The organism is Dyella sp. S184 (assembly GCF_009766065.1).
Classification (GTDB): domain Bacteria; phylum Pseudomonadota; class Gammaproteobacteria; order Xanthomonadales; family Rhodanobacteraceae; genus Rhodanobacter.
The window spans coordinates 152,974-174,405 of sequence record NZ_LMUE01000003.1 but is presented as its reverse complement, the minus strand read 5'-3'; the positions used below and the strand labels follow the sequence as shown (position 1 = coordinate 174,405).

The following is a 21,432-nucleotide window of genomic DNA, read 5'->3' as shown; positions in this document are numbered from 1 at the left end:
GGTGTCAGGCGAGTCGATAGCCGAAGCGTTCGGCTATCGACTGCAGCAGGTCGACGGTGGGATCAACTGGCGAGTGGCTGGGCAAACTGGACATGGGTACGGCGACGCTGTTGTGCGCCGCAGGTTGCGCCTCGGCGAAGCCAAGTTTTTCCAGCTCGCTCAGGAAATGCTGTACTTGTTTCAACATGCTGCGAACGTTGCCGGGAGTCTGCTCCGGCGTAGTTTCGGGCGAGTCATGCAGGCGCCAGTGGCAGCGTCCGTGCGCAGGCACCTGCACCTGAGCTAGTCCGAGTTGCTCGAGCTCACGTAGCAGCCGATAGACCGTGCCGAGGCTGGTAGCTGCATGGTGCTCGCGTGCGGCCTGCAACAGCGTTACCGCATCGTGAGCTGTGCCGAGCTCAAGCATCGCGGCAAGAATGGCGCGACGCGGTACGGTGATCAGCAGGCCCAGCGACTTGCAGCGCGCTTCCCACGCGGGCAGCGCATCGCGGCCTGTTTCAGTCACGGCGTTCACCGCTGGCGATGGCACTGGCGGCGCGATCCAGGATGTCGGCTATGCGTTTTGCCTCGTCCTTGTCCCAGTCACTGCCACGCATCAGCATGGCATGCTTGATTGCATGCATCGCCTTGTGCACGGTCATCGGCATGGCCATCTTTGCCGCCATCCTGGCACTGTGCTCGGTACGGGCGGTGACCGCATCCACCGCTTCACGGTTTTCGTCCAGATAGGTGCGGCCAGCAGCCGTGATCGCGTATAGCTTGCGGCCACCCTGCTCGTTGGTCACTTCGGCGTAGCCGAGTTCTTCCAGCATGGTGAGGGTGGGGTAGATCGCGCCGGGGCTGGGCGAGTACTGGCCGTGGAACATGTCCTCGATGATGCGGATCAGTTCGTAGCCATGACGTGGCTGCTGTTCGATGAGAGCCAGCAGCAGCAGCTTGAGGTCGCCGTGGCCGAACATGCGGCCGCCGCCGCGCCGGCCACCACCGCCGCGCATTTCGCTCCAGTCGGCGAAGAAATCACCGCCGCCGTGGCGACCACCGAAGGGGCCGGCATGGCGTTCGTGATGTTCGTGGGCATCCCGGCCTCCGCCGTGCCCGAAAGCGTGGCCGTGATGTTGATGGTGTTGATGAAAAGCGTTGAAAAGCATTTGGCGCATGCGCATGAGAGGTTCCGATATATCGTGATAGTGACGTAAAGATATATCGTAAGTGTATCTAAAGCAATACTTGGCAAGATCATGCACGAGGCCGGCTAAAGATGGGGGCAAGCTTGCATGGTTTGGATTTCCGGACAGATCAGCCGCTGGCGCCCGACGACAGTGGGGTGCCCCAGCTTGCGGTCGAAGAAGTCCATAAACACGGGTTGCCCGTGCTTTGGGCGGAAACTCGCTTATTCGGTTCCCTGACTTCGCTCGGCCTGGATCATACCGTCAGGGAGGTCATCGTCGTCGGAGTCCTGCAGCTCTTCCATCAGGAACCGGTTGCCACCCATTTTCTTGGCGCGATACATGGCGCTATCGGCATGCCGGATCAGCTGCTTGTTCTCGTCGCCGTGCTCGGGAAAGACCGCGACGCCGAGGCTCGCGGATACCTGCAGGTACTGGCCGGCCAGTTCGAAGGGCTGGTTGAGCGAGGCGCGTATCTTCTCGGCAACCATCAATGCGTGTTCGGGCAACTTGATGCTGCTGAGCAGGACGACGAACTCGTCGCCACCGAGGCGCCCGATCGTGTCCGAGTCGCGCACGCAGTGCCTGATGCGATGGCCTACCTCGCGCAGCAGCAGATCGCCGGTGGCATGACCGTAGGTGTCATTCACCTGCTTGAACCTGTCCAGGTCGATGTAAAGCAGGGACAGCCGATCGCCGTCCAGTCGTGCCCTGCCCAGTGCGGCTCGCAGGCGGTCATCGAACAAGCCACGATTGGGCAGATCGGTCAACACGTCGTGGCGTGCGATGTGGCGCAACCAGGTTTCGCTCTGCTTGCGCTCGATGACGGTAGCGATCTGGGCAGAGACGAACTGCAGCAGCACCTTGTCCTGCTCGGTGTAACGCACGCCACCCGAGTAGCTCTGCACCACCAGCACGCCGATGACGCCTTTTTGCGAGGCGAGCGGAACGCCAAGCCAGTCCAGTGAATCCTTGCCGACGATGGTGCCAGCCTGATCGGACAGGGTCACCCTGGTATCAGGTGTCAGCAGCAGGGCCTGACCGGTACGGATGACTTCCGCGCTTAGCGTGCCGGAGTCGAGTTTGCGTGGCATGGGTGCTTCGTCGTGCTCGTCGACAAAGTAGGGAAAGCTCAGCTGATCTTTCTTCTCGTCGTAAAGGGCAACGAAGAAATTGCTCGCCGGCAGCAGGTCTCCGATGATCTGGTGGATGTGCCGGAACAGGGCAAGCAGGTCTTCGGCTGAGTGTGCCGCCTCGGAAATGGCATGCAGCGCGACCTGCATGGACTCGGCGTGCTTGAGTTCGGTTACGTCGCGCGCCACTGCAATCCTGAGCTGGTCAGCCTCCGACCAGCGGGCCGACCACATGATGTGGACCACCTGCCCATCCTTGCGCACATAGCGGTTCTCGAAATGAAGCTGGAGATGGCCAGCCATGACCCTGGAGGCCGCCTCGAGAGTTTTCACCCGATCCTCGGGGAACACCAGTTCGAGCATCTGTCGGCCGATCATTTCGTCCGCGGTGTAGCCGAAAATGCGCTCGCATGCGGCACTGACGAACACAAAGCGCCCTTGTACGTCGACCATGCAGATCGCGTCGAGCAGGAGGTCCATGACGTTCATCAGGGGCGCGTAGGCGTTCTTTTCCATCTATTCAGCGTGTTGCCTGGCAAGGTAGGGTCAGTTATGCACATACCGTGCCGCATGGTGGCCTGCGGCAGCCTTTAGCACGGTTTTGACGGCTTGTATGGGACATGACGGAACCGGAAAGATTCATGGGATACCCCCGGGCGCACGGGCTGGCTCAACGTGTATTGCTGGCGGTTCGCGGCTGGCGGCTCTCGCCCCGTACCCGGCAAGCTTGCCGCGCAGGAAGGTGGCTGAATCGATGGTGCGACCATCGCTGAAACGGATGCTGTACTTGATCCCGGACATCGACGAGCCGGTGGCGCAAAAGGTGATGAAGTCTTCGGCGGTCTTTACGCGGCTGCCGGCAAAACGCAGCTTCAGGCGCATGTGATCGGCGGCGTGTGCTGCATCGTAGGCGGTGCCGTTGCGGATGAAGGTCGCGTCTTTCAGGCTTGCCACCGAATCGATCAGATAGGCGATCTTCTGCTGTTCGACATCCTGCTGGCCGAATACCGGTGTCGCTAGCAAGGCAAACAGTATCAACGCCGCGATCAGCCTCTTCATGCATCCGCTCCGGTGCGGCCAGCGCTGGTCACAACATGCCCTCGATCGGCATGAGCTTCAGCAGGTCCACTTCCAGTCGGCGTTTCATGCTGGCCTCGGGATCATGGTGGTAGACCAGCTTCTTGCTGCCATCGCTGGCCAGCCATTGCATCTGTCCACCATGCGGCGAATCGTGTGCGGTTAGTACCACGTGATAAGCCGTTGACGGCAAGGTAGCCGTATCGAAAAACTGCGTCACCGCCTCCGCGAGTTGGGGGCAGTCCACGATGATGCCCATCTCGGTGTTGAGCAGCTTCGAGCGCTGATCCAGGTTCATCGAGCCGACGAACACCAGTCGCTGATCCACCACGATCGCCTTGGCATGCAGGCTTACACCGGAGGACCTGCCCTTGGCGGTCGCTGGCTGCACCACGCCGGCAGCGGGCCGCAGTTCGTAAAGCTGCACACCGCCTTCGAGCAGTGCGCGGCGATAACGCGAATATCCCGCATGCACGGCGGCTTCATCAGTGGAGGCGAGCGAGTTCGTCAACACCTCCACGCTGACACCGCGGCTGGCGAGGTCGGTGAGGTATCGCGTGCCGCTGTCGCCGGGGACGAAGTAGGGCGAGATCAGCAACACGCCCTGCTGCGCCTGGTCGATCATCGACTTGATCTGCGGGCCGATGCGCAGGGAATGCTCGTCCCTGGCGTTCTCGGCATCGATCTTTGCCGGCTGGTCGGCCACCAGCGTGGCGGGGCCCCAGAACCAGGCGCCGGGGCGATCGGCGGAAGGGCCATCGGGTAGCTGATCCAGCGTCGCCTGCGCATAGTCGGACTGCGCGAACGCGCGCGCGTCGTGACCCAGGTCGACACGCAATTTCGCCAGATCGTAGTGACTGGCGCGCCTGCCGTTAAAGGCGGTAACCGGAGTGGCGGCGTCGCAGTTCCAGTATTCGTCGAAGGCATGCGAAGCCTCCTTCACCACCGGCCCGATCGCGATCAGGTCAAGGTCGCGGAAATTGGTGTCACTGCCAGCATCGAAATAGGCATCGCCGATATTGCGTCCGCCGACGATCGCCACGTTGCCATCCACGATGAACGACTTGTTGTGCATGCGGCGGTTGAGCCGATGCGCATCAAGCAGGAATTGCGTGGTCTTGGACAACATCGACGGATCGCGCGTATGGAACGGGTTGAACAGCCGGACCTTGAAATTCGGGTGCGCGTTGAGCGCATTCAGCATGTCGATCTCATCGTGCACGTTGATGTCGTCGAGCAGCAGGCGCACGCGCACGCCGCGATCCGCTGCTGCCAGCAGGTGTTGCGCCACCAGTCGGCCGGTCGCGTCGTTGTCGAAGATGTAGTACTGCAGGTCGATCGAGTGCTGCGCATGGTCGGCCAGCGCGATGCGGCTCATCAGCGCGTTGTCGCTGAGCGTGAGCAGGCGGAAGCCGGACTTGTCGAGATGCTGGCCTACCTCTGCGTGGACGTAACGTGCGCTCGGCGTGTTGGTGGCCGGCGGCAATGCCTTGGATGGCTGCTTGACGAAGTCGGTGCGCATCGACGAACACGCGCCAAGTGCCAGCACAACGATCACCATTGCAGCCATTACGCATATAGGTCGCCGCATTATTCGCACTTTGTCCACCCCGATTGGATCCGTAACCCAGATTTGCCGTCGCCTGCAGCATCTATCAATTTTGATCTATCAATTTTGCTGTGAGGATACGCACGCGCCATATGCTGGCCCGACGGCTGGATACGGATCCGGGCGTGAAAGCAATGTGTGCCTGATGTCGTGAACGTGGCGCGAGGCGCAAACCACCGCGTTCGATGCAGCACTGTGAATACCCTGCTTGTACGTGACGACCGCATCACATGGCTGAACGAAAACCACACCGCAACATTGTGCCAACAGCATGGTCACGGGTTGTCGACTGTGCGGCTTCTAGCCTGAGCCCGTCTGCAATGTCGCAGGCCTTATCCCCCGGAGATTTCGCAATGGATCACAATCGCGTCGAAGGTACTAAACACCAGATCAAGGGCACGGCCAAGGAAGTGGTCGGCAAGGTTACCGGCAACAAGGCTAAGGAAGTCGCCGGCAAACTGGAAAAGAACGTCGGCAAGATCCAGTCAGAAGTGGGCAAGGCTGCCGATGAACAGCGCGACGCGAACAAGCACCAGCATTAAGCGGGCGTTGAATGATCAGGCGCGTGCTGCTTTGGCGGCGCGCGCCTGCTTGATTTAGCGAAGATCTTTTGGGCGTCAGCAACCTCCGCCGGACTGGTTCTGTACAAGCACCCGGCATACCATCGGCCTTTCCCATGCCGCTACCCCCAAGGACACTGCGTGCAGCCGATCATTTCCGTCAGGCAACTCAGCAAGACATACGCCACCGGCTTTCATGCGCTCAAACAGATCGATCTGGAGATTCGCCAGGGTGAGATCTTCGCGCTGCTTGGCCCGAACGGCGCGGGCAAGACCACGCTGATCAGCATCATCTGCGGCATTGTCAATCCCAGCGAAGGCAGCGTTCTGGCCGATGGCCACGACGTGGTGCGCGACTATCGTGCAGCGCGCGCGAAGATCGGCCTGGTGCCGCAGGAACTGACCACCGATGCGTTCGAGACGGTGTGGAACACGGTCAGCTTCAGCCGCGGGCTGTTTGGCAAGGCGCCTAATCCGGCGCACATCGAGAAGGTGTTGAAGGAGCTGTCGCTGTGGAACAAGAAGGACAGCAAGATCATCACGCTGTCCGGTGGCATGAAGCGCCGCGTGATGATCGCCAAGGCGCTATCGCATGAGCCGCAGATCCTGTTCCTGGATGAACCCAGCGCCGGGGTCGACGTGGAGTTGCGGCACGACATGTGGGAGATGGTACGCGCGCTGCGCGCCACTGGCGTCACCATCATCCTGACCACGCATTACATCGAGGAGGCCGAGGAGATGGCCGACCGCATCGGCGTGATCAGCAAGGGCGAGCTGATCCTGGTCGAGGACAAGCTAGAGCTGATGAACAAGCTCGGCAAGAAGCAGCTGACGCTGCAACTGCAGACTCCGCTGGAGAAGCTTCCTGAGGCGCTGGATGATTACCAGCTGGAGTTGTCCGCTGATGGCAGCACGCTGGTCTATACCTTCGACGCGCAGGGTGACCGCACCGGCATTGCCGGCTTGCTGCGCCGGCTCGGCGAGGCTGGCATCGACTTCAAGGACCTGCAGACCAGCCAAAGTTCGCTCGAGGATATTTTCGTCAGTCTGGTGAGGGAGCGCGCATGAACATCCACGCCATCCGCGCGATCTACCGGTTCGAGATGTCGCGCACCCGGCGCACCCAGCTGCAAAGTGTGGTGTCGCCGGTGATCTCGACCTCGCTGTACTTCGTGGTGTTCGGCGCCGCGATCGGTTCGCACATGACCGCGATCAACGGGGTCAGCTACGGCGCCTTCATCGTGCCGGGCCTGATCATGCTGTCGTTGCTGACGCAGAGTATCTCCAACGCATCGTTCGGCATTTATTTCCCGAAGTTCGTTGGCACGATCTACGAGATCCTGTCGGCACCGGTGTCCTCGATCGAGATCGTCGCCGGTTACGTCGGCGCAGCGGCGAGCAAATCGATCATCCTCGGCTTGATCATCCTGGCCACCGCGCGGCTGTTCGTGTCGTTCCAGATCGAGCATCCGCTGGTGATGCTGGCCTTCCTGGTGCTCACCGCGCTGACCTTCAGCCTGTTCGGCTTCATCATCGGCATCTGGGCGGACAACTTCGAGAAGCTGCAACTGGTGCCGTTGCTCGTGGTGACGCCGCTGACCTTTCTTGGTGGCAGCTTCTACTCGATCCACATGCTGCCGCCGTTCTGGCAGAAGGTGACGCTGTTCAATCCGGTGGTGTACCTGGTCAGCGGCTTCCGTTGGAGTTTCTACGGCGCCTCCGACGTCAGCGTGGGCATCAGCATGGGCATGACCCTGATGTTTCTCGCCGTCTGTCTGGCCATCGTGTGGTGGATCTTCCGCACCGGCTACCGGCTGAAGGCCTGATTCGCGGCCACTCAATGCGGCCGGGTCGGGACTCCCTCGGCCATCACGTTTCCGCGCCGATAGCTCAGCAGCCGGCCGCGGAACGGCGCGATGTCGCGTGCATCGAAGCGGCTGCGCAACTCGACGACGGTATAGCCCTGCTCGGCGAGGGCGCGAGTGAATGGGGCGCTGTTGCCACGGCCGGGATCGGTGATCAAGACTTCGGCATCGGGCAGGGCATGGCGCAGCACCATCGCCGCGAGCAGGTCGGCATGCCCGCTCTCGTACAGGATGTCGCTGCCGATGATCAGGTCGAAGCGCCCCAGCGTGGCATCCGGCACTTCCCAGCGCAGGTCGCGATAGGTGATGGCCAGCATCTGGTTCTGTGCGGAGTTGTGGCGCAGGAATGATTCGGCCAGCGGGTGGTGGTCGCTGGCGGTGATGTCGGCGCGGCGTTGCTGCAGCACCAGGCTGGACAGCCCCAGCCCGCAGCCGAGTTCAAGGATGCGCTTGCCGACGATGTCGTGTGTGCACATCGCCTCGGCCAGCACGCGGCCCGCCGGCCACACCTGACCGAACAGGCTCCATTGTGCGGACGAGATGCCGATGCGGTCGGCATGCATGTGCGGGTCGGCAAATTGCTGCAGGTCGCTCAGCGCGCGGATGCGGTAGTCGTGTCCGCCAAGGCAGACTGTGAGTTCGCGAGTGGTATAGCCCGGCATGGGCGCTCCCGTGTGAGCTTCATCCGGATAACCGGCGTGAGGCGAAAGATGGGAGTGCGGTGACGATGATCGTCAGGGCGCTGAGAGCGACGTAAACAGGGTCATCGTACGCCATGGCCGGCGCATGTGTTGTCAATGCGTGGCAATTCGCTGCCCGCATTGCGCCATTCACACGCGGATGAACGAATCGGATGCGAGCAAGTCAAAGCCACCACTGAATCGCTGAACGGAACAGATCGTGAGCAAGGAATCATCGGTGGGAGGCTGGATCGGCGCCATGCTCGTGGTGCTGGCTGTCGTCGCGGCAGGTGCCTACCTGGCGCACAAGGCGGCACATCCCGGCACGCTGGAGACAGCTGACATGCCGGCAACCCCGGCATCGGTATCCGCCAGTGCTACGACATCGCTGATCCAGCATCCGATCACCCAGGCAGACGCTCCCGCTGGCGCGTCGACCACGCCGTTGCCGGCACTGGATGACAGCGACGCCAGCGTGGCGGCAGCACTTGCTGCGCTGGCCGGTGGCGGTGATCTGCGCGCACTGCTGCTACCGCAGCAGGTCATTACACGCATCGTTGCGACCATCGACACCTTGCCGCGTCACGCGCTGGGCACGCTGATGCTGCCGCTGCGCACGCCGAATGGCAGGTTCGCCACGACTGAAATCGATGGCCAGACGGTGATCAGCAGTCAGAACGCCGCACGCTATGCGCCGTACATGCAGATCGTGGACAGTGTCGATCCGAAGGCGCTGGTCGCCTGGTACGTGCATGCCTATCCGCTGTTCCAGGAGGCGTACCGGCAGCTGGGCTATCCGAAAGGTTATTTCAACGACCGGCTGATCGTGGTGATCGACAACCTGCTGGCCACGCCCACGCTGGCTCAGCCGGCTGCATTGACACAGTCCGGGCCGTTCCACGTCTATGCCGATCCCGCGCTGGCGTCGCTATCGGCCGGGCAGCGGCTGCTGCTTCGCGTCGGCCCCGTCAATGAAGCAAAGCTCAAGGCGAAGCTACGCCTGATCCGCGCACAGCTGACGGCGCAGGCGCTGCCTGCCGCGCGACTGTCCGCGAAAACGGTGGAATAAGCCTAGCCGCGAAAACCGTATGGTGAAGTTATGGACAGCACGCCCCATTCCACCGGCATACTTGGGCAATGGCGTCGTCGTCTTGCGCCATGGCCGCTCATCAACTCGCGGGGAATGACGGGATGGGCATCATTCGGGAAAGCAGGCATTTCGAAGGTACGCGCAACGCCGCGCGGCCGATGGAGCGCATCCACAACGTGCGCGAGGCCGCCAAGGATTTCCGACGTGACCTGTTGGCGCAGTCGAAAGTGCTGTTCTACCGCTCGTTTGAGCTGGTGCGGGTGCCGTATCCCACCAAGTACGCGTATCTCAATGCCTTCAGTTCGTTCTCGCCCTACCTGCATCTGGTCAACCGGCTGTTCGTGATTCAGTTCCAGTCGGCCGACGGCATCAAGACCCTGCTGGCGTCGCCGTCGGACTGGGAGCATCAGAAGGAGACGCCGTTCTTCACTCGGCTGGGCAAGCAGAGTGGGCCGTTCGAGAGCGTGGTCGAACGCCTGATCTTCAGGAAGACCAACACCGTGCTGAACTGCCTCGCCAGCATCGGCGTGCGCCCCGCGGACATCGACTACATTACCTACGATCACTTGCATACGCAGCGGGTGACGCGCTGGCTGGGCGACGACGAGCAGCCGGCGATCTTCCCCAACGCGAAACTGCTGGTGATGCGCGAGGAATGGGAGAGCGCGCAGTCGCTGATCCCGTGGCAGAACCAGTGGTACTGCCCGGACGGCATCAAGCGCGTGCCGGCAGACAAGGTGGTACTGCTCGATCGCGACGTGTTCCTCGGCGAAGGCGTGGCGCTGGTCCGCACCAAGGGGCACACCGAGGGCAACCACTCGATCGTCGCCTCCACCGACGGCGGCATCCATGTCACCAGCGAGAACGGCGTGTCGCTGGATGCGTATGCGCCGCTGCATTCGCGCGTGCCGGGCGTGGCCGAGTTCGCCCGCTATACCGGCGCCGAGGTGATCCTCAATGGCAACACGGTCGAGTACGGCGTGGATCAGTACATCTCGATGATCCAGGAGAAGGAGATCGCCGGACCATCGCCACGTTTCGACGGCTACCCGAACATGGCGCCCAGCTCGGAGGCGCAGGGGCACTGGCTGTTCCCGCGCACGCACCCCACGGTCAGCGTGGGCGATCTGCATTACGGCACGCTGCAAGCGCCGACGCGTGCGTAAGGGAACCTCGAACAACTCGTTTTTTGCTCGTCATTCCGGCGAAAACCGGGATCCAGTGCCTCTGATTTCAAATGCTTAAAGTCGCTGGATTCCTGCCTTCGCAGGAATGACGGCGGTTTTTCGAGGTTCCCGTAAGCGGCCCAGCCATCCTGGACGGAAACTGAAACGATGAAGACCTTTCTTGTCACCGGCGCCGCCTCCGGCATTGGCGCGCAACTGGCCGCGGCCTTGCTTCAGCGCGGCGAACGCGTCTGTGCGGTGGATATCAATCCGGCGCCGATGGAGGCACTCAAGGCTGCGGCCGCAACGCCCGAACAATTGTGGATTGCCTCACTGGACGTGCGTGATGCGGCAGCGTGGGACGCACTGCTTGATCAGCTGAAGCAGCGCTGGAGCCAGCTCGACGTATTGGTGAACGTAGCTGGCGTGCTCAAACCCGGTTATTGCCACGAATCCACCGCCGCAGAGGTGGATTTTCATATCGACATCAACACCAAGGGCACCATCCACGGCACGCGCGCAGCAGCACGGCTGATGAAGGCGCAGGGCCACGGCCATATAGTCAACATCGCCTCGCTCGCCGGCATTGCCGCGATCCCCGGGCTGTCCTTGTATAGCGCGTCCAAGTTTGCAGTGCGCGGCTATACGCTGGCGGTGGCGCAGGAGCTGCGCGATACCGGGGTCAAGGTCACGGTGGTTTGTCCCGATGCGGTGCAGACCCCGATGCTGGATCTGCAGGTCAACTACGACCAGGCGGCGCTGACGTTCTCCGGCAACCGCTCGCTGACCACGCAGGAAGTGGTGTCGGCCATCCTGGATCACGCGCTGACCAAGGCGCCACTCGAGATCACCCTGCCAGCCAGCCGAGGCTTCGTCAGCAAGCTGGCCAGCTTCTTCCCCGGCCTGAGCGCTTTGGTACTTGAGGGGCTGCTGAAAAAGGGGCGGCAGAAGCAACAGCAAGCCAAGCAACCCTAGCCACGCCTTCCGGGCGTGTTACATAGCATCCATGGCCATTCGACAAACCCTGCCTGACACCCACCAGTCCGATCTGCTCGGCGGCATCGCCTCGACCGAAGTGCACCGGCTGTTCTTCGCATTGATGCCCGACGCCAGCACTCGCGAGCGGCTGGCCGCCGTCGCTGCCGGGCTCAAGGCCGCACGCCCCGGATTGCGCGCTCGCTGGATCCACCCGGACCGCTATCACGCCACCCTGCGTTTCCTGGGCGATCACGCCGCGCTGCGGCCATCCCTGGTCGATGCCGCTGTGGCGGCTGCCGACAAGGTAAGCCTCGCGCCGTTTGCGTGGACGCTGGACAGCGCCGCCAGCTTCCGTGGCCGCGAGCCGCCCTGCGTGCTGCAAGCTGCCGAGGTTTCCGCGCCGCTGCAGCAGCTATGGCTTACGCTGGGAAAGACACTGGCGCTGGCTGGACAGGGTGCGCGCCTCGAACGCAGCTTCACACCGCATGTCACGCTGGCCTATAGCCATGGCACCATGCTCGAGACCGTGGAGGTCGGGCCTGTGACGTGGCCGGTGGCAGAGTTTGCGCTGGTCCATCACGTGGTCGGGCAGGGTGCGTATCAGCTCCTCGGGCACTGGTCGCTGGCAGAAAGCTAGCGGTGGAAAGGCGCAGGAGCGACAGTGCTTGCCCCTGTCTTGCCTTAAGGGATAACGTGGTCGAACTGAGACGTGGGAGGCACGGGTGTCTGCTACGTAGAGCAGGGGATTTCACCAGCATGAGTCAATGCCCCGGGATGCTTCCCGGGCAGTGATATGCGTGTGCTGCAAGACAACTCGACTTCAGATCAGCGACGAGCAAGCAAACAAATGAATTCAGCAAATTCCACTGGCAGCTTGGTCTGCGTGGGCCTCGGCATGACGCTTGGCTCCCACCTCGGGCCGCTGGCGCGCAGCCATATCGAGCAGTCCGACGTGGTGTTTGCAGGGGTCTCCGACGGCGTCGTGGAATTGTGGTTGCAGCGGATGCACGCGGATGTGCGCAGCCTGCAGCCCTACTACAGCGAGGGCACGTCGCGCATGCAGACCTACCGGCAGATGGTCGAGGCCATCCTCGCCGAGGTACGCGCGGGCAAGAAGGTCTGCGGGGTGTTCTACGGCCATCCCGGGGTGTTCGCCTGGGCGCCGCACAAGTCAATCGAGGCGGCCCGCAGCGAGGGTTATCCGGCGCATATGGAGCCGGGCATTTCCGCCGAGGATTGCCTTTACGCTGATCTCGGCATCGACCCAGGCCGCTTCGGTTGCCAGCACTACGAGGCCAGCCAGCTACTGTTCTACCAGCGCCGGATCGACCCGACCGCCTACCTGGTGCTGTGGCAGGTGGGTATCGTCGGCGACCAGTCGCTGGCGCGTTTCAGCACCGGCGCGGCCTACCGCGAGTTGCTGGTCGAAGTGCTGGCGCGCGACTACCCGCTGGAACATGAGCTGATCATCTATCGCACGGCGACGCTGCCGATCCAGCAGGCCAGCATCAGTCGGGTGGCGCTGGGCGATCTGCCAAAGGCGGAGATTGGCATGGCCGATACGGTGGTGGTCCCACCCGCGCGATCCATGCAGGTGAATCACGAGATGAGGAAGCGGCTGGATGTGCTGGACCGAGCGATGACTGATACCGTTCGCGATGCCAGTTGTACAGCCTGACGCAGCGTGTTGCGCCGTCGAGGCCATCGACGTTTTTGAGAACGTTCCGGATCGTTGTACGAGGCAAGTGGTTGGGTGGCAACAATCTACACAAGGGGATCATCAAATGTTCGACGTCATCGATTTTCTTGAAAGCGTGGGTCAGGATGCACAGCTGCGTTACGCTTCTTCGGAGGACGTCGCCGCCGTTCTGGCGGGGCAGTTCATCGATGCAAAGCTGCGCGATGTCATTCTTGCAAAGGATGGACAAGCACTTGGAGTGATGCTGGGGAAGGGGCCTTACTGCTGCTATATCGATCCAGGCAAGGAAGACGAGGGCGAGGAAAAAAAGAAAAAGGACGACAAAGGCAAGGATGACAAAGGTAAGGTCAAGGAAAGCCCGTCAAACCGGCCGAAAAAATGACTTTGATAGTCCCGGTTCTCGTACGGATGTGGGTGGCCCGGTAAATGTCCGGGCCGGGTACAAGGCACTGGCTGCTCTGCACCGTGTTGGCAATCGTGCTGCTTCCACTGGCAGAGGCGGCTGTCGCGGTCGAATTGCGACCTGCGCCTGTGCCCGAAGACCCTGCACAACTCCTCAAGCAGGCTGATGGCCTGGAGTCGTCTGATCCCAGTGCGTTCTCAGTACTCATGCGGCGGCTTGATGGCAGCAAGTTGAAGTTTTCGCCGCAGCAGGAGTTGCACCGGCGTTATCTTGATGCACGGGAAATCGCCTTCCGTGGGGACTTCAAGGCGGCCATTCCATTGATGCAGGTGATCGCGAATCAGTCTGTGGATCCCGTTCTCTCGATTCGGGCTGGCGCAACCGAAGTAGATTTGTTGCTGACGCAATCTCGATATGGGGAGGCGTTCGGACTATTGAGTTCACTTCTGGAAAAACTTCCGCAAATAACGGAAAAGTCGGTTCGCATACAGGTTCTTGGTGCTGCGTCGCAAATGTACTTCGAGGCTGGGCAATACGATTTGGCTGTCAGTTATGCGGAGTTGTTGATCAAGGAAAGCGATAGCCCGAAGGCGGCCTGCATCGGCTGGTTTGACAAGCTTGGCCCGCTTCTTCAAACGGGGCAGCTGCAGGCCGTGGGTGAGCAAATCAGCGACGGCAAGGCTGCCTGTAGTCGCGCTGGCGATGTCCTGATCGCTGACATGTTCAAAACGGTTGTCGCGAAGTTTGACATGCAGCGTGGGATGCCTACTGAAGCCATCAACCTGCTTCAAAACAGCTACGTAGAAGTTCAGCGCAAGCGCTTTCCGCCGCTTATTTCCGATGTTGACGAATTGCTGGCGCAGGCTTACTGGAAATCCGACGATACCAAGTCAGCGATGTTGTATGCGCTTCGCGTCATTGAAACCAACAGGGGCTTTGGCGGTGTATATCTCGCGACAACAGCGGGTGCTTATCAGGTTTTGTACCAGGCTGAGAAAAAGCAAGGCGACCTGGGCGCGGCGCTCGCCTATCACGAAAAATACGTGGCGTCCGACAAGGGCTACTTGACTGACGTCAGCGCCAAGGCGCTCGCCTACCAGACCGTCAAACAGCAGGTGCTGGCGAACAAGCTGCAGATCGAGACGCTGAACAAGCAGAATCAGATCCTCCAGCTGCAGCAGGCGCTCGCCAAAAAGGCAACGTTGGCCAGCCGGTTGTATATCGTCCTGCTGCTGCTGGTACTGGCAGCGATTGCCCTATGGACCTACCGGATCAAACGCTCGCAGCTGCGCTTCATGAAGCTGGCCCGACGCGATGGTCTTACCGGCATCTTCAACCGACAGCATTTCGTCAACGAGGCCGAGTTGCTGTTGCAGTACTGCCGGAAATCGTCGCGAGACGCCTGTCTGGTGCTGATCGACCTGGATCATTTCAAGGCCGTCAACGACACCCATGGCCATGCGGTGGGTGATCGCGTGTTGCAGCGCGCCGTTGCGGCCTGCAAGGGCTGCCTGCGTTCAACCGACATCTTCGGGCGCCTCGGCGGTGAGGAGTTCGGCATCCTGCTGCCCGAGTGCACGCTGGCACAGGTTCTTGTCGTGGCCGAGCAGATCCGCCTGACGATTTCGACCGCCTCGGCTGGCGAGGACGCTCCTGGCGTCCCCATCTCCGCCAGCTTTGGCATCTCCAGCGCGGCTCATTCCGGCTACGAACTGCGCCAGTTGCTGATCCATGCCGACGAGGCGCTGTATCAGGCCAAGCGCGAAGGCCGCAATCGGGTTAACGTGGCCGATTCCCCGGAATGTGCCTGACAGGTTGAATTTCCGGTGAGGCTGCTGGCGGCGTCGCCGACATTCGATTTTCAGGCGTTGCTATGGTGAAGCAAACGGCATACGGCTTTTGAACGAGCTTGGCGGAATGGAACACCATGTTGGCCCAGCGCTTATTGCCGGCGATATGTTGGAAACAAAGCTGTCGCCGGTAGGCACCCGTGATATGCCACAATTCGATATATCCGAGGGGATAGGGGCCTTTGTCGAACCTATCTGGTCAAATCTTTGACCATCGCAGTGTGTTTCAAAACAATCAACTGTCAGGGGGCAGGCAATGACGGACGTCATCGATTTTCTGGAAAGGATGGGACAGGACGCGCAGTTGCGTCATGCATCGCAGGATGAGGTAGAGCTGGCGCTGACCAGTGCGGAGATTGCCCCGGAGTTGCAGGCGGCCATTCTTGCCAACGACCCGGCACAGCTGGAAACGTTGTTGGGACATGTTCCCGCCTGCGGCTATTTGTTACCAGGCGAAGAGCCAGCTGAAGAAGAGGAAGGTGACGAGGACGAGGAGACCCCGTCCAGGGAGCCAGACAGCACTCTCGAGCGTGAAAGGATTCACGCCGTGATTCCGGCGGCCTAGTTGATGTTTTCTTCGGGCAGCCAGCGCCGGGCATGCCATGCCGGCTGGATCCTGCTCGTGGTCATGCTGATGGGCACGGCCGTTGCGGCCGTGCCCATCATTGGCGATCCTGCGCAATTGCTCAAGCAGGCGGACAGCGTCAAGACGTCGGATCATCCCGAGTTCGTGCAACTCATGAAGCGTCTCGGTGCAGAGGTGACCACGCTTTCCCCGCAGCAGCGCATGCGTCTGCGTTACCTCCAGGCATGGGAGGTCAGTTATCAAGGTGATTACGAGGCTGCCACACCGCTGTTGAATGCGGTCATCGCGGAATCCACGGATGCCACGTTGCGGTTTCGTGTGGGCACGACCCTGGTGAACATGCTTTCCAACGGATCCCACTACGAGGAAGCATTTGCGCAGATAAGCCAATTACTGGATCAGCTACCGCAGATTACCGAGAAGGATGCGCGCATACAGGCTCTCGGTGTTGCTGCAACGCTCTACAACGATGCAGGTCAATACGATCTTGGCTTGACCTATGCGAACCAGATGCTCCGGGAAAACCCGGGTGGTGATGGTGGCTGCAAAGCCAGGGTTTTCCAGGTCCAATCGCTGTATGAGAGTGGGAAGTTCGCGAGCGACGAGCAGTCCCGCGAAGCCATTGACGCCTGCAGCAAGGCATCAGAGTTCCTTTATGCCAACGGGGCCCGCCTCTACGTGGCAGGCTTTGATGTTCAACATGGTCAATCAGCCGAGGCGATCAAGCTTTTGCAGAAGCACTACGCCGAGGTTTTGCACATCGGCTATCCAGAGCTGGTCTCGCAGTTTGATTCCTTGCTGGCGCAGGCGTATTGGAACGAAGGCGAGTTGACCCTGGCGCAACAGTACGCCCTTGCTGCTGTTGATGGCGGCCTCAAGCATGAGTTCACCAAGTCGCGGACCAGCGCCTATGAGTTGCTCTATCTGATCAGCAAGAAGCAGGGCGACGTGGATGCCGCGCTGACCTACCATGAAAAATACATGGCGGCCGACAAGGGCTACCTGAACGAAGTGAGCGCAAAGGCGCTAGCCTTCCAGACCGTCAAGCAGCAGGTACTGGCAAAAAAGCTGCAGATCGACACGCTGAACAAGCAGAACCAGATCCTCACGCTGCAGCAGAAGCTTGCCAAGAAGGCGACGGAAACCAGCCGGTTATATATCGTGCTGCTGGTGCTGTTGCTGGCGTCGATTGCCTTGTGGACTTACAAGATCAAGCGTTCGCAACTGCGTTTCATGAAACTTGCTCGCCGTGATGGCCTCACCGGCATCTACAACCGGCAGCATTTCGTCAATGAGGCTGAGCTGCAGCTGCATTACTGCCGTAAATCGTCGCGCGAAGCCTGCCTGGTGCTGATCGATCTGGACCATTTCAAGGTCATCAACGATACCCATGGCCACGCCGTGGGTGATCGCGTGCTGCGGCGCGCCGTCGAAGCCTGCAAGGCGCATCTTCGTTCGACCGATATTTTTGGGCGCCTCGGCGGTGAGGAGTTCGGCATCCTGCTGCCCGAGTGTTCGCTGGATCAGGCCATCGCCCGTGCCGAGCAGATCCGCGTGGCCATTGCGACTGCTGCTGCGGGTGAGGATGCTCCCGGTGTACCCATCTCTGCCAGTTTCGGCGTTTCCAGCTCGGTCCACTCAGGTTACGAACTGCGTGATTTGCTGATGCACGCCGATGAGGCGCTGTACCGGGCCAAGCGCGAGGGCCGCAATCGCGTCAGCGCGAATGACAGCCCGGAAGCTTTTCTTAAAATGGCTTGATTCCTCCGCGTGTTGCCGAGAACTTGCGTCAGGGTCATTGCGGGTCTCTCTGGCATGCCATGCATGGACAGCGGCAGGTGGTCGCGCTAAAACAGCAGTTCGTCCCCCGATGCTGGAGTTCCCCGATGCGCGCCCTGACTACTGCTCTCCTCGTCGCCCTGAGTACGGGCGCGAGCTCGTTGATGGCGGCGGCGCCACCTGCTGCCGCGAATCCGCCGGCCGTCGCGCTGGCGTCGCAGATCAATGCCGCGGATTTCGCGCAGTTCGACAAGACGCTCAGTTCGGACGCGTTTGGCGGCCGCAAGCCCGGCACGATCGGCGGGCAGCGCACCACCGATTGGCTGGTCGAGCAGTTCAAGCGCATGGGTCTGCAACCAGGCAACCATGGCTCCTGGTACCAAGCGGTGCCGGCCGACTCCACCCAGTTGCTGAATACCGATGTGACGCTGGACATCACGGCGCACGGCAAGCCGGCGAAGTTCGCCTATCGCACCGACATGATGGCCGAGACACTGCAGGCGAAGGCCCGGGTCGATCTGAAGAACTCGCCGGTGGTGTTCATGGGCTACGGCGTCGATGCGCCGAACTGGCACTGGAACGATTACCAGGGCGTCGACGTGAAGGGCAAGACGGTAATCGTGCTGGTCAACGATCCCGGCTTTGCCACCGGCGATCCGAAACTGTTCAACGGTCGCGCGATGACCTACTACGGCCGCTGGACCTACAAGTATGCGGAGGCGGCACTGAAGGGCGCAGCTGCGTGCTTCATCGTGCATACCAGCGACGCGGCAGCCGGCTATCCGTTCAGCGTGCTGCAGAACAGCGGCAGCGGGCCGCAGTTGAGCCTGCCCGCCAGCGTCGACCCGTCGCCACGCCTGCCGGTGGCCGGCTGGCTGACCCGCGATGCCGCCACGCGACTGTTTGCCGACGCCGGCCTCGACTTCACCCAGCTGGAAAAGGCGGCGGCGAAGCCGGGCTTCAAACCGGTGTTGCTGGATGCCACAGCCTCGATCAGCCTGAGCAACAAGATCGGCCATCTCGAATCGAAGAATGTGGTGGCGATGGTCAAGGGCAGCAAGAAGCCCGACGAGGCAGTGATCTTCACCGCGCACTGGGATCACCTGGGCACCGATCCCACGCGCAAGGGACACCAGGTCTTCAGCGGTGCGATCGACAACGGCACCGGCCTGACCATGCTGCTGGAGCTGGCCGATGCGTTCGCCCACCAGAAGGCGCCGCCGCCACGCAGCGTGCTGTTCTTCATGCCCACGATGGAGGAGTCGGGCCTGCTCGGGTCGCAGTATTACGCGGCCAAGCCGGTGTTTCCGCTGGACAAGACGGTGGCCGATATCGCGGTCGATGCGCTGCCGATCATCGGCCGTGCCCGTGACATGACGGTGATCGGCATGGGCCAGTCGCAACTGGAGGACATGCTGGCCGATGTGCTGAAGACGCAGGGTCGGGTGACCTCGCTGGAAACCACGCCGGAGAACGGCTTCTACTTCCGTTCCGATCATTTCAGCTTCGCCAAGGCCGGCGTGCCGGCGATGCTGGCCAGCTCGGGTCTCGATCTGCTCGATGGCGGAAAAGCGGCGGGGCAGAAGGGGGCGGATGACTATACGGCGCACCACTATCACACGCCGAATGACGTGTTCAATCCGAACTGGGATTACTCCGGCATCCTCGAGGATACCCAGGCGCTGTATGAACTGGGTCAGCACCTCAGCCAGGTCGGCGTGTGGCCGCAGTGGTATCCCGACAGCCCGTTCCGCGCCAAGCGCGAGGCGATGATGCCGCACGACAAATCCGGCACCAGCGCGACGAAATGATGGATGGCGCCGGCCGCCGTGCCGGCGCCCGCTCTCTGTAGCAACGAGGAAAGAGCAGGCCCGCTCAGCGCAAGCGGACCTGCTCCAGCCGGCTCATAAGGGTGAGGCAGGCTTCGTCGATGACCCGCTTCTGCATTGCCTTGTTCGGTGCCGGTTGCCACCCGATCACCGAATGCCAGTAGGTGAATGACTTCAGCATCGCCACGAACATGTCAGCGATCAAGCGCGGATCGAGCTTGCCCAGCTTGCCGGCCTTGCCAGCTTCGCTGAACCAGCGGAACAGGCCGTTTTCCTTTTCACCGAACTGCGTGATCAGCTGCCGGCTGCGTTCTTCCGAGCGCATGCACTCGACCATCAGCACGCGGCTCAACCGCACGAAGTCCGGATCGCAGATCAGCTGCATTTCCTGCTCGGCGATTTCGCGCAACTGTTCAGCGAAATCGCGCTTTTTGTCGTAGTGCAGCTTGCCGAGCGGGTCGACCCGTTCGATCAGTAGCGCCAGCACCGCCTCGAACACCGCTTCCTTGGACGGGAAGTGCTTGTACAACGTGCGCTTGGAGACTTCGGCGCGGCCGGCGATGGATTCCATGCTGGCACCGGCCAGCCCATGCTCGGCGAGTTCGGCGATGCCGGCATCGAGCATGGCGTTGCGCTTGTTGAGGCTGCGGTTCAAAGGCTGTTTCCTGGAAAGTATACGGAGTAGTTTACTTTCTATGCGGGGGCGGCATAAAGTATACGACATCGTTTACTTGCTGACGGAGTTTCCCGTGATGGCAACTAGTCTTATGACAGCCGGTCTTCTCATCGTTGTTGTGCTGGGTCTCGCGCTTGCGGTGTGGCGCACGAGGGCGCGTCGTACACCCACAGACCCCAGCTACGCCGGCTCCACCGCCTGGCGCGCCGGCCGCTTCCGCAATGTGGCCGACACCCGCGCCGGCAGCCTGCGCGCGGTAATGCGCGAGTTCTGGGCGAATCGCGGTATCCGGCGCAAGCCACGCAGCTCGCTGCCGGTGACGCCGGTGCGTGCGGACGTGCTGAGCGGCCCGGCTTCGCAGGCACTGCAGGTGACCTGGCTCGGCCACTCCACTACGTTGATCGAGATCGACGGCCTGCGCCTGCTCACCGATCCGGTGCTGAGCGAGCGCGCCTCACCGCTGCCGTTCGCCGGGCCGAAGCGTTTCACGCCGCCCGCGCTGACCGTGGCGCAGCTGCCGCGGATCGACGCGGTGCTGCTGTCACACGATCATTTCGATCATCTGGATCGCGACACCATACGTGCGCTGGCGAGCAAGGTCGGTCGCTTCTACACGCCGCTGGGCGTGGGCCGGCGCCTGATCGCCTGGGGCATTGATGCCGAACGTGTGATCGAACTGGACTGGTGGCAGGAAGCGACGTTCGGTCCGCTCACCTTTGCGGCCACGCCGGCACAGCATTTCTCCGGTCGCGGTCTGCGTGATGGCAACTCGACGCTGTGGGCCTCTTGGACGGTGCTGGGCACGCGCGAGCGGCTGTTCTTCAGCGGCGACACCGGCATGCATGCAGGCTTTGCCGAGATCGGCGAACGCTACGGTCCATTCGACCTCACCCTGATCGAATGCGGCGCGTACAACGAACTATGGCCGGACGTGCACATGCAACCGGAGCAATCGATCGCTGCGCATCAGCTGGTGCGCGGCCGCACGATGATGCCGGTGCACTGGGGTACGTTCGATCTGGCCATGCACCGCTGGGACGAGCCGGCCGAGCGCGCCCGCGCGCTGGCCGCGGAGCAGGGCGTGCATCTGGTGCAGCCGCGCCCGGGCGAAACCGTGCGACCCGATTCGACGCTGCAGGCACCGTGGTGGCGTGCCTTCGAAACGGGGTTCGATGACAGACGCCTGGGCGGATCAGCGGATGATTTTTCTCAAAACGTCATTCCGGCACAGGCCGGAATCGCATCGCGTCGTCGTTGAAGTGCGATTCCGGCCTGCGCCGGAATGA

General features: G+C 61.6%; 22 protein-coding genes. 15 read left to right on the top strand and 7 right to left on the bottom strand.

Annotation, left to right across the window (positions count from 1 at the left end; genetic code table 11):
- Positions 1–4 precede the first annotated feature (4 nt).
- On the bottom strand, positions 5–505 hold the full coding sequence (locus GSQ75_RS08305; RefSeq protein WP_158754089.1) for a transcriptional repressor: 501 nt from the start codon (positions 503–505) through the stop codon (positions 5–7).
- A complete protein-coding gene (locus GSQ75_RS08300) occupies positions 498–959 on the bottom strand; it encodes a PadR family transcriptional regulator (protein WP_254058507.1) in 462 nt (153 codons plus the stop codon). Before GSQ75_RS08300 ends, GSQ75_RS08305 begins: the two co-directional genes overlap by 8 nt.
- Here GSQ75_RS08300 and GSQ75_RS19185 point away from each other — a divergent pair.
- Positions 948–1,196, top strand: a complete 249-nt coding sequence (locus tag GSQ75_RS19185) for a hypothetical protein (protein ID WP_254058506.1) — start codon at positions 948–950, stop codon at positions 1,194–1,196. The two genes, GSQ75_RS08300 and GSQ75_RS19185, sit on opposite strands and share 12 nt — an antisense overlap.
- Positions 1,197–1,390: 194 nt before the next feature.
- Here the strand turns inward: GSQ75_RS19185 and GSQ75_RS08295 are convergent, their stop codons facing one another.
- The 3 genes from GSQ75_RS08295 to GSQ75_RS08285 all read right to left on the bottom strand — a co-directional run bounded on the left by GSQ75_RS08295 (position 1,391) and on the right by GSQ75_RS08285 (position 4,937).
- Positions 1,391–2,779: a diguanylate cyclase gene (locus GSQ75_RS08295; RefSeq protein WP_216840653.1), complete on the bottom strand. Its 1,389-nt coding sequence runs from the start codon at positions 2,777–2,779 to the stop codon at positions 1,391–1,393.
- Positions 2,780–2,938: 159 nt separating this feature from the next.
- On the bottom strand, positions 2,939–3,358 hold the full coding sequence (locus tag GSQ75_RS08290) for a DUF5329 family protein (RefSeq protein WP_158754087.1): 420 nt from the start codon (positions 3,356–3,358) through the stop codon (positions 2,939–2,941).
- Between the two features lie 28 nt (positions 3,359–3,386).
- The gene (locus GSQ75_RS08285; protein ID WP_254058505.1) at positions 3,387–4,937 is read right to left on the bottom strand and encodes a phospholipase D family protein; all 1,551 of its coding nucleotides are present in this window, start codon (positions 4,935–4,937) and stop codon (positions 3,387–3,389) included.
- Between the two features lie 401 nt (positions 4,938–5,338).
- Here GSQ75_RS08285 and GSQ75_RS08280 point away from each other — a divergent pair, with 401 nt between their 5' ends.
- The 3 genes from GSQ75_RS08280 to GSQ75_RS08270 all read left to right on the top strand — a co-directional run bounded on the left by GSQ75_RS08280 (position 5,339) and on the right by GSQ75_RS08270 (position 7,371).
- Positions 5,339–5,527, top strand: coding sequence for a CsbD family protein (locus tag GSQ75_RS08280; RefSeq protein WP_158754085.1), 189 nt, complete (start codon positions 5,339–5,341; stop codon positions 5,525–5,527).
- Between the two features lie 159 nt (positions 5,528–5,686).
- Positions 5,687–6,613 carry an ABC transporter ATP-binding protein gene (locus tag GSQ75_RS08275; protein WP_158754084.1) on the top strand — a complete coding sequence of 309 codons (927 nt, stop codon included), beginning with the start codon at positions 5,687–5,689 and terminating at the stop codon, positions 6,611–6,613.
- A complete protein-coding gene (locus GSQ75_RS08270) occupies positions 6,610–7,371 on the top strand; it encodes an ABC transporter permease (RefSeq protein ID WP_158754083.1) in 762 nt (253 codons plus the stop codon). The genes GSQ75_RS08275 and GSQ75_RS08270 overlap by 4 nt, the downstream gene beginning before the upstream one ends.
- 11 nt (positions 7,372–7,382) lie before the next feature.
- Here GSQ75_RS08270 and GSQ75_RS08265 read toward each other — a convergent pair whose 3' ends face one another.
- Positions 7,383–8,072 carry a methyltransferase domain-containing protein gene (locus tag GSQ75_RS08265; RefSeq protein WP_158754082.1) on the bottom strand — a complete coding sequence of 230 codons (690 nt, stop codon included), beginning with the start codon at positions 8,070–8,072 and terminating at the stop codon, positions 7,383–7,385.
- Positions 8,073–8,310: 238 nt separating this feature from the next.
- Here GSQ75_RS08265 and GSQ75_RS08260 point away from each other — a divergent pair, with 238 nt between their 5' ends.
- The 10 genes from GSQ75_RS08260 to GSQ75_RS08215 all read left to right on the top strand — a co-directional run bounded on the left by GSQ75_RS08260 (position 8,311) and on the right by GSQ75_RS08215 (position 19,452).
- The gene (locus GSQ75_RS08260) at positions 8,311–9,159 is read left to right on the top strand and encodes a DUF3014 domain-containing protein (protein ID WP_158754081.1); all 849 of its coding nucleotides are present in this window, start codon (positions 8,311–8,313) and stop codon (positions 9,157–9,159) included.
- A gap of 122 nt (positions 9,160–9,281) precedes the next feature.
- Positions 9,282–10,346 (top strand): hypothetical protein, encoded by a 1,065-nt coding sequence (locus tag GSQ75_RS08255; protein WP_158754080.1) that lies wholly within the window; start codon positions 9,282–9,284, stop codon positions 10,344–10,346.
- A gap of 168 nt (positions 10,347–10,514) precedes the next feature.
- Positions 10,515–11,321 carry an SDR family oxidoreductase gene (locus GSQ75_RS08250; RefSeq protein WP_158754079.1) on the top strand — a complete coding sequence of 269 codons (807 nt, stop codon included), beginning with the start codon at positions 10,515–10,517 and terminating at the stop codon, positions 11,319–11,321.
- Positions 11,322–11,352: 31 nt separating this feature from the next.
- On the top strand, positions 11,353–11,961 hold the full coding sequence (gene thpR / locus GSQ75_RS08245; RefSeq protein ID WP_158754078.1) for an RNA 2',3'-cyclic phosphodiesterase: 609 nt from the start codon (positions 11,353–11,355) through the stop codon (positions 11,959–11,961).
- Between the two features lie 210 nt (positions 11,962–12,171).
- A complete protein-coding gene (locus GSQ75_RS08240; protein WP_174236705.1) occupies positions 12,172–13,002 on the top strand; it encodes an SAM-dependent methyltransferase in 831 nt (276 codons plus the stop codon).
- A gap of 106 nt (positions 13,003–13,108) precedes the next feature.
- On the top strand, positions 13,109–13,405 hold the full coding sequence (locus tag GSQ75_RS08235) for a hypothetical protein (RefSeq protein WP_158754077.1): 297 nt from the start codon (positions 13,109–13,111) through the stop codon (positions 13,403–13,405).
- Between the two features lie 83 nt (positions 13,406–13,488).
- Positions 13,489–15,237 (top strand): GGDEF domain-containing protein, encoded by a 1,749-nt coding sequence (locus GSQ75_RS08230; protein WP_254058504.1) that lies wholly within the window; start codon positions 13,489–13,491, stop codon positions 15,235–15,237.
- A 295-nt stretch (positions 15,238–15,532) separates the two neighbouring features.
- Positions 15,533–15,841, top strand: coding sequence for a hypothetical protein (locus GSQ75_RS08225; protein WP_158754075.1), 309 nt, complete (start codon positions 15,533–15,535; stop codon positions 15,839–15,841).
- Positions 15,842–15,844: 3 nt separating this feature from the next.
- Entirely contained in the window at positions 15,845–17,623 is a 1,779-nt protein-coding gene (locus GSQ75_RS08220) for a GGDEF domain-containing protein (RefSeq protein ID WP_254058503.1), read from the top strand.
- Between the two features lie 125 nt (positions 17,624–17,748).
- Positions 17,749–19,452: a M28 family metallopeptidase gene (locus GSQ75_RS08215; RefSeq protein WP_158754074.1), complete on the top strand. Its 1,704-nt coding sequence runs from the start codon at positions 17,749–17,751 to the stop codon at positions 19,450–19,452.
- A 64-nt stretch (positions 19,453–19,516) separates the two neighbouring features.
- Here GSQ75_RS08215 and GSQ75_RS08210 read toward each other — a convergent pair whose 3' ends face one another.
- Entirely contained in the window at positions 19,517–20,125 is a 609-nt protein-coding gene (locus GSQ75_RS08210) for a TetR/AcrR family transcriptional regulator (protein WP_158754073.1), read from the bottom strand.
- Positions 20,126–20,222: 97 nt separating this feature from the next.
- On the opposite strand from GSQ75_RS08210, the gene GSQ75_RS08205 reads away from it, so the two are divergent.
- On the top strand, positions 20,223–21,404 hold the full coding sequence (locus GSQ75_RS08205; RefSeq protein WP_254058502.1) for an MBL fold metallo-hydrolase: 1,182 nt from the start codon (positions 20,223–20,225) through the stop codon (positions 21,402–21,404).
- The last annotated feature ends 28 nt before the right edge of the window (positions 21,405–21,432 follow it).

What these genes read in the sequence shown, in the direction of transcription:
- GSQ75_RS08215 (WP_158754074.1), top strand. Translation starts at nt 17,749, where the DNA reads ATGCGCGCCCTGACTACTGCTCTCCTCGTCGCCCTGAGTACGGGCGCG.
- GSQ75_RS08285 (WP_254058505.1), bottom strand. Translation starts at nt 4,937, where the DNA reads ATGGTGATCGTTGTGCTGGCACTTGGCGCGTGTTCGTCGATGCGCACC.
- thpR (WP_158754078.1), top strand. Translation starts at nt 11,353, where the DNA reads ATGGCCATTCGACAAACCCTGCCTGACACCCACCAGTCCGATCTGCTC.
- GSQ75_RS08280 (WP_158754085.1), top strand. Translation starts at nt 5,339, where the DNA reads ATGGATCACAATCGCGTCGAAGGTACTAAACACCAGATCAAGGGCACG.
- GSQ75_RS08265 (WP_158754082.1), bottom strand. Translation starts at nt 8,072, where the DNA reads ATGCCGGGCTATACCACTCGCGAACTCACAGTCTGCCTTGGCGGACAC.
- GSQ75_RS08205 (WP_254058502.1), top strand. Translation starts at nt 20,223, where the DNA reads ATGGCAACTAGTCTTATGACAGCCGGTCTTCTCATCGTTGTTGTGCTG.
- GSQ75_RS08250 (WP_158754079.1), top strand. Translation starts at nt 10,515, where the DNA reads ATGAAGACCTTTCTTGTCACCGGCGCCGCCTCCGGCATTGGCGCGCAA.
- GSQ75_RS08255 (WP_158754080.1), top strand. Translation starts at nt 9,282, where the DNA reads ATGGGCATCATTCGGGAAAGCAGGCATTTCGAAGGTACGCGCAACGCC.
- GSQ75_RS08220 (WP_254058503.1), top strand. Translation starts at nt 15,845, where the DNA reads ATGTTTTCTTCGGGCAGCCAGCGCCGGGCATGCCATGCCGGCTGGATC.
- GSQ75_RS08225 (WP_158754075.1), top strand. Translation starts at nt 15,533, where the DNA reads ATGACGGACGTCATCGATTTTCTGGAAAGGATGGGACAGGACGCGCAG.
- GSQ75_RS08240 (WP_174236705.1), top strand. Translation starts at nt 12,172, where the DNA reads ATGAATTCAGCAAATTCCACTGGCAGCTTGGTCTGCGTGGGCCTCGGC.
- GSQ75_RS08295 (WP_216840653.1), bottom strand. Translation starts at nt 2,779, where the DNA reads ATGGACCTCCTGCTCGACGCGATCTGCATGGTCGACGTACAAGGGCGC.
- GSQ75_RS08235 (WP_158754077.1), top strand. Translation starts at nt 13,109, where the DNA reads ATGTTCGACGTCATCGATTTTCTTGAAAGCGTGGGTCAGGATGCACAG.
- GSQ75_RS08270 (WP_158754083.1), top strand. Translation starts at nt 6,610, where the DNA reads ATGAACATCCACGCCATCCGCGCGATCTACCGGTTCGAGATGTCGCGC.
- GSQ75_RS08300 (WP_254058507.1), bottom strand. Translation starts at nt 959, where the DNA reads ATGTTCGGCCACGGCGACCTCAAGCTGCTGCTGCTGGCTCTCATCGAA.
- GSQ75_RS08290 (WP_158754087.1), bottom strand. Translation starts at nt 3,358, where the DNA reads ATGAAGAGGCTGATCGCGGCGTTGATACTGTTTGCCTTGCTAGCGACA.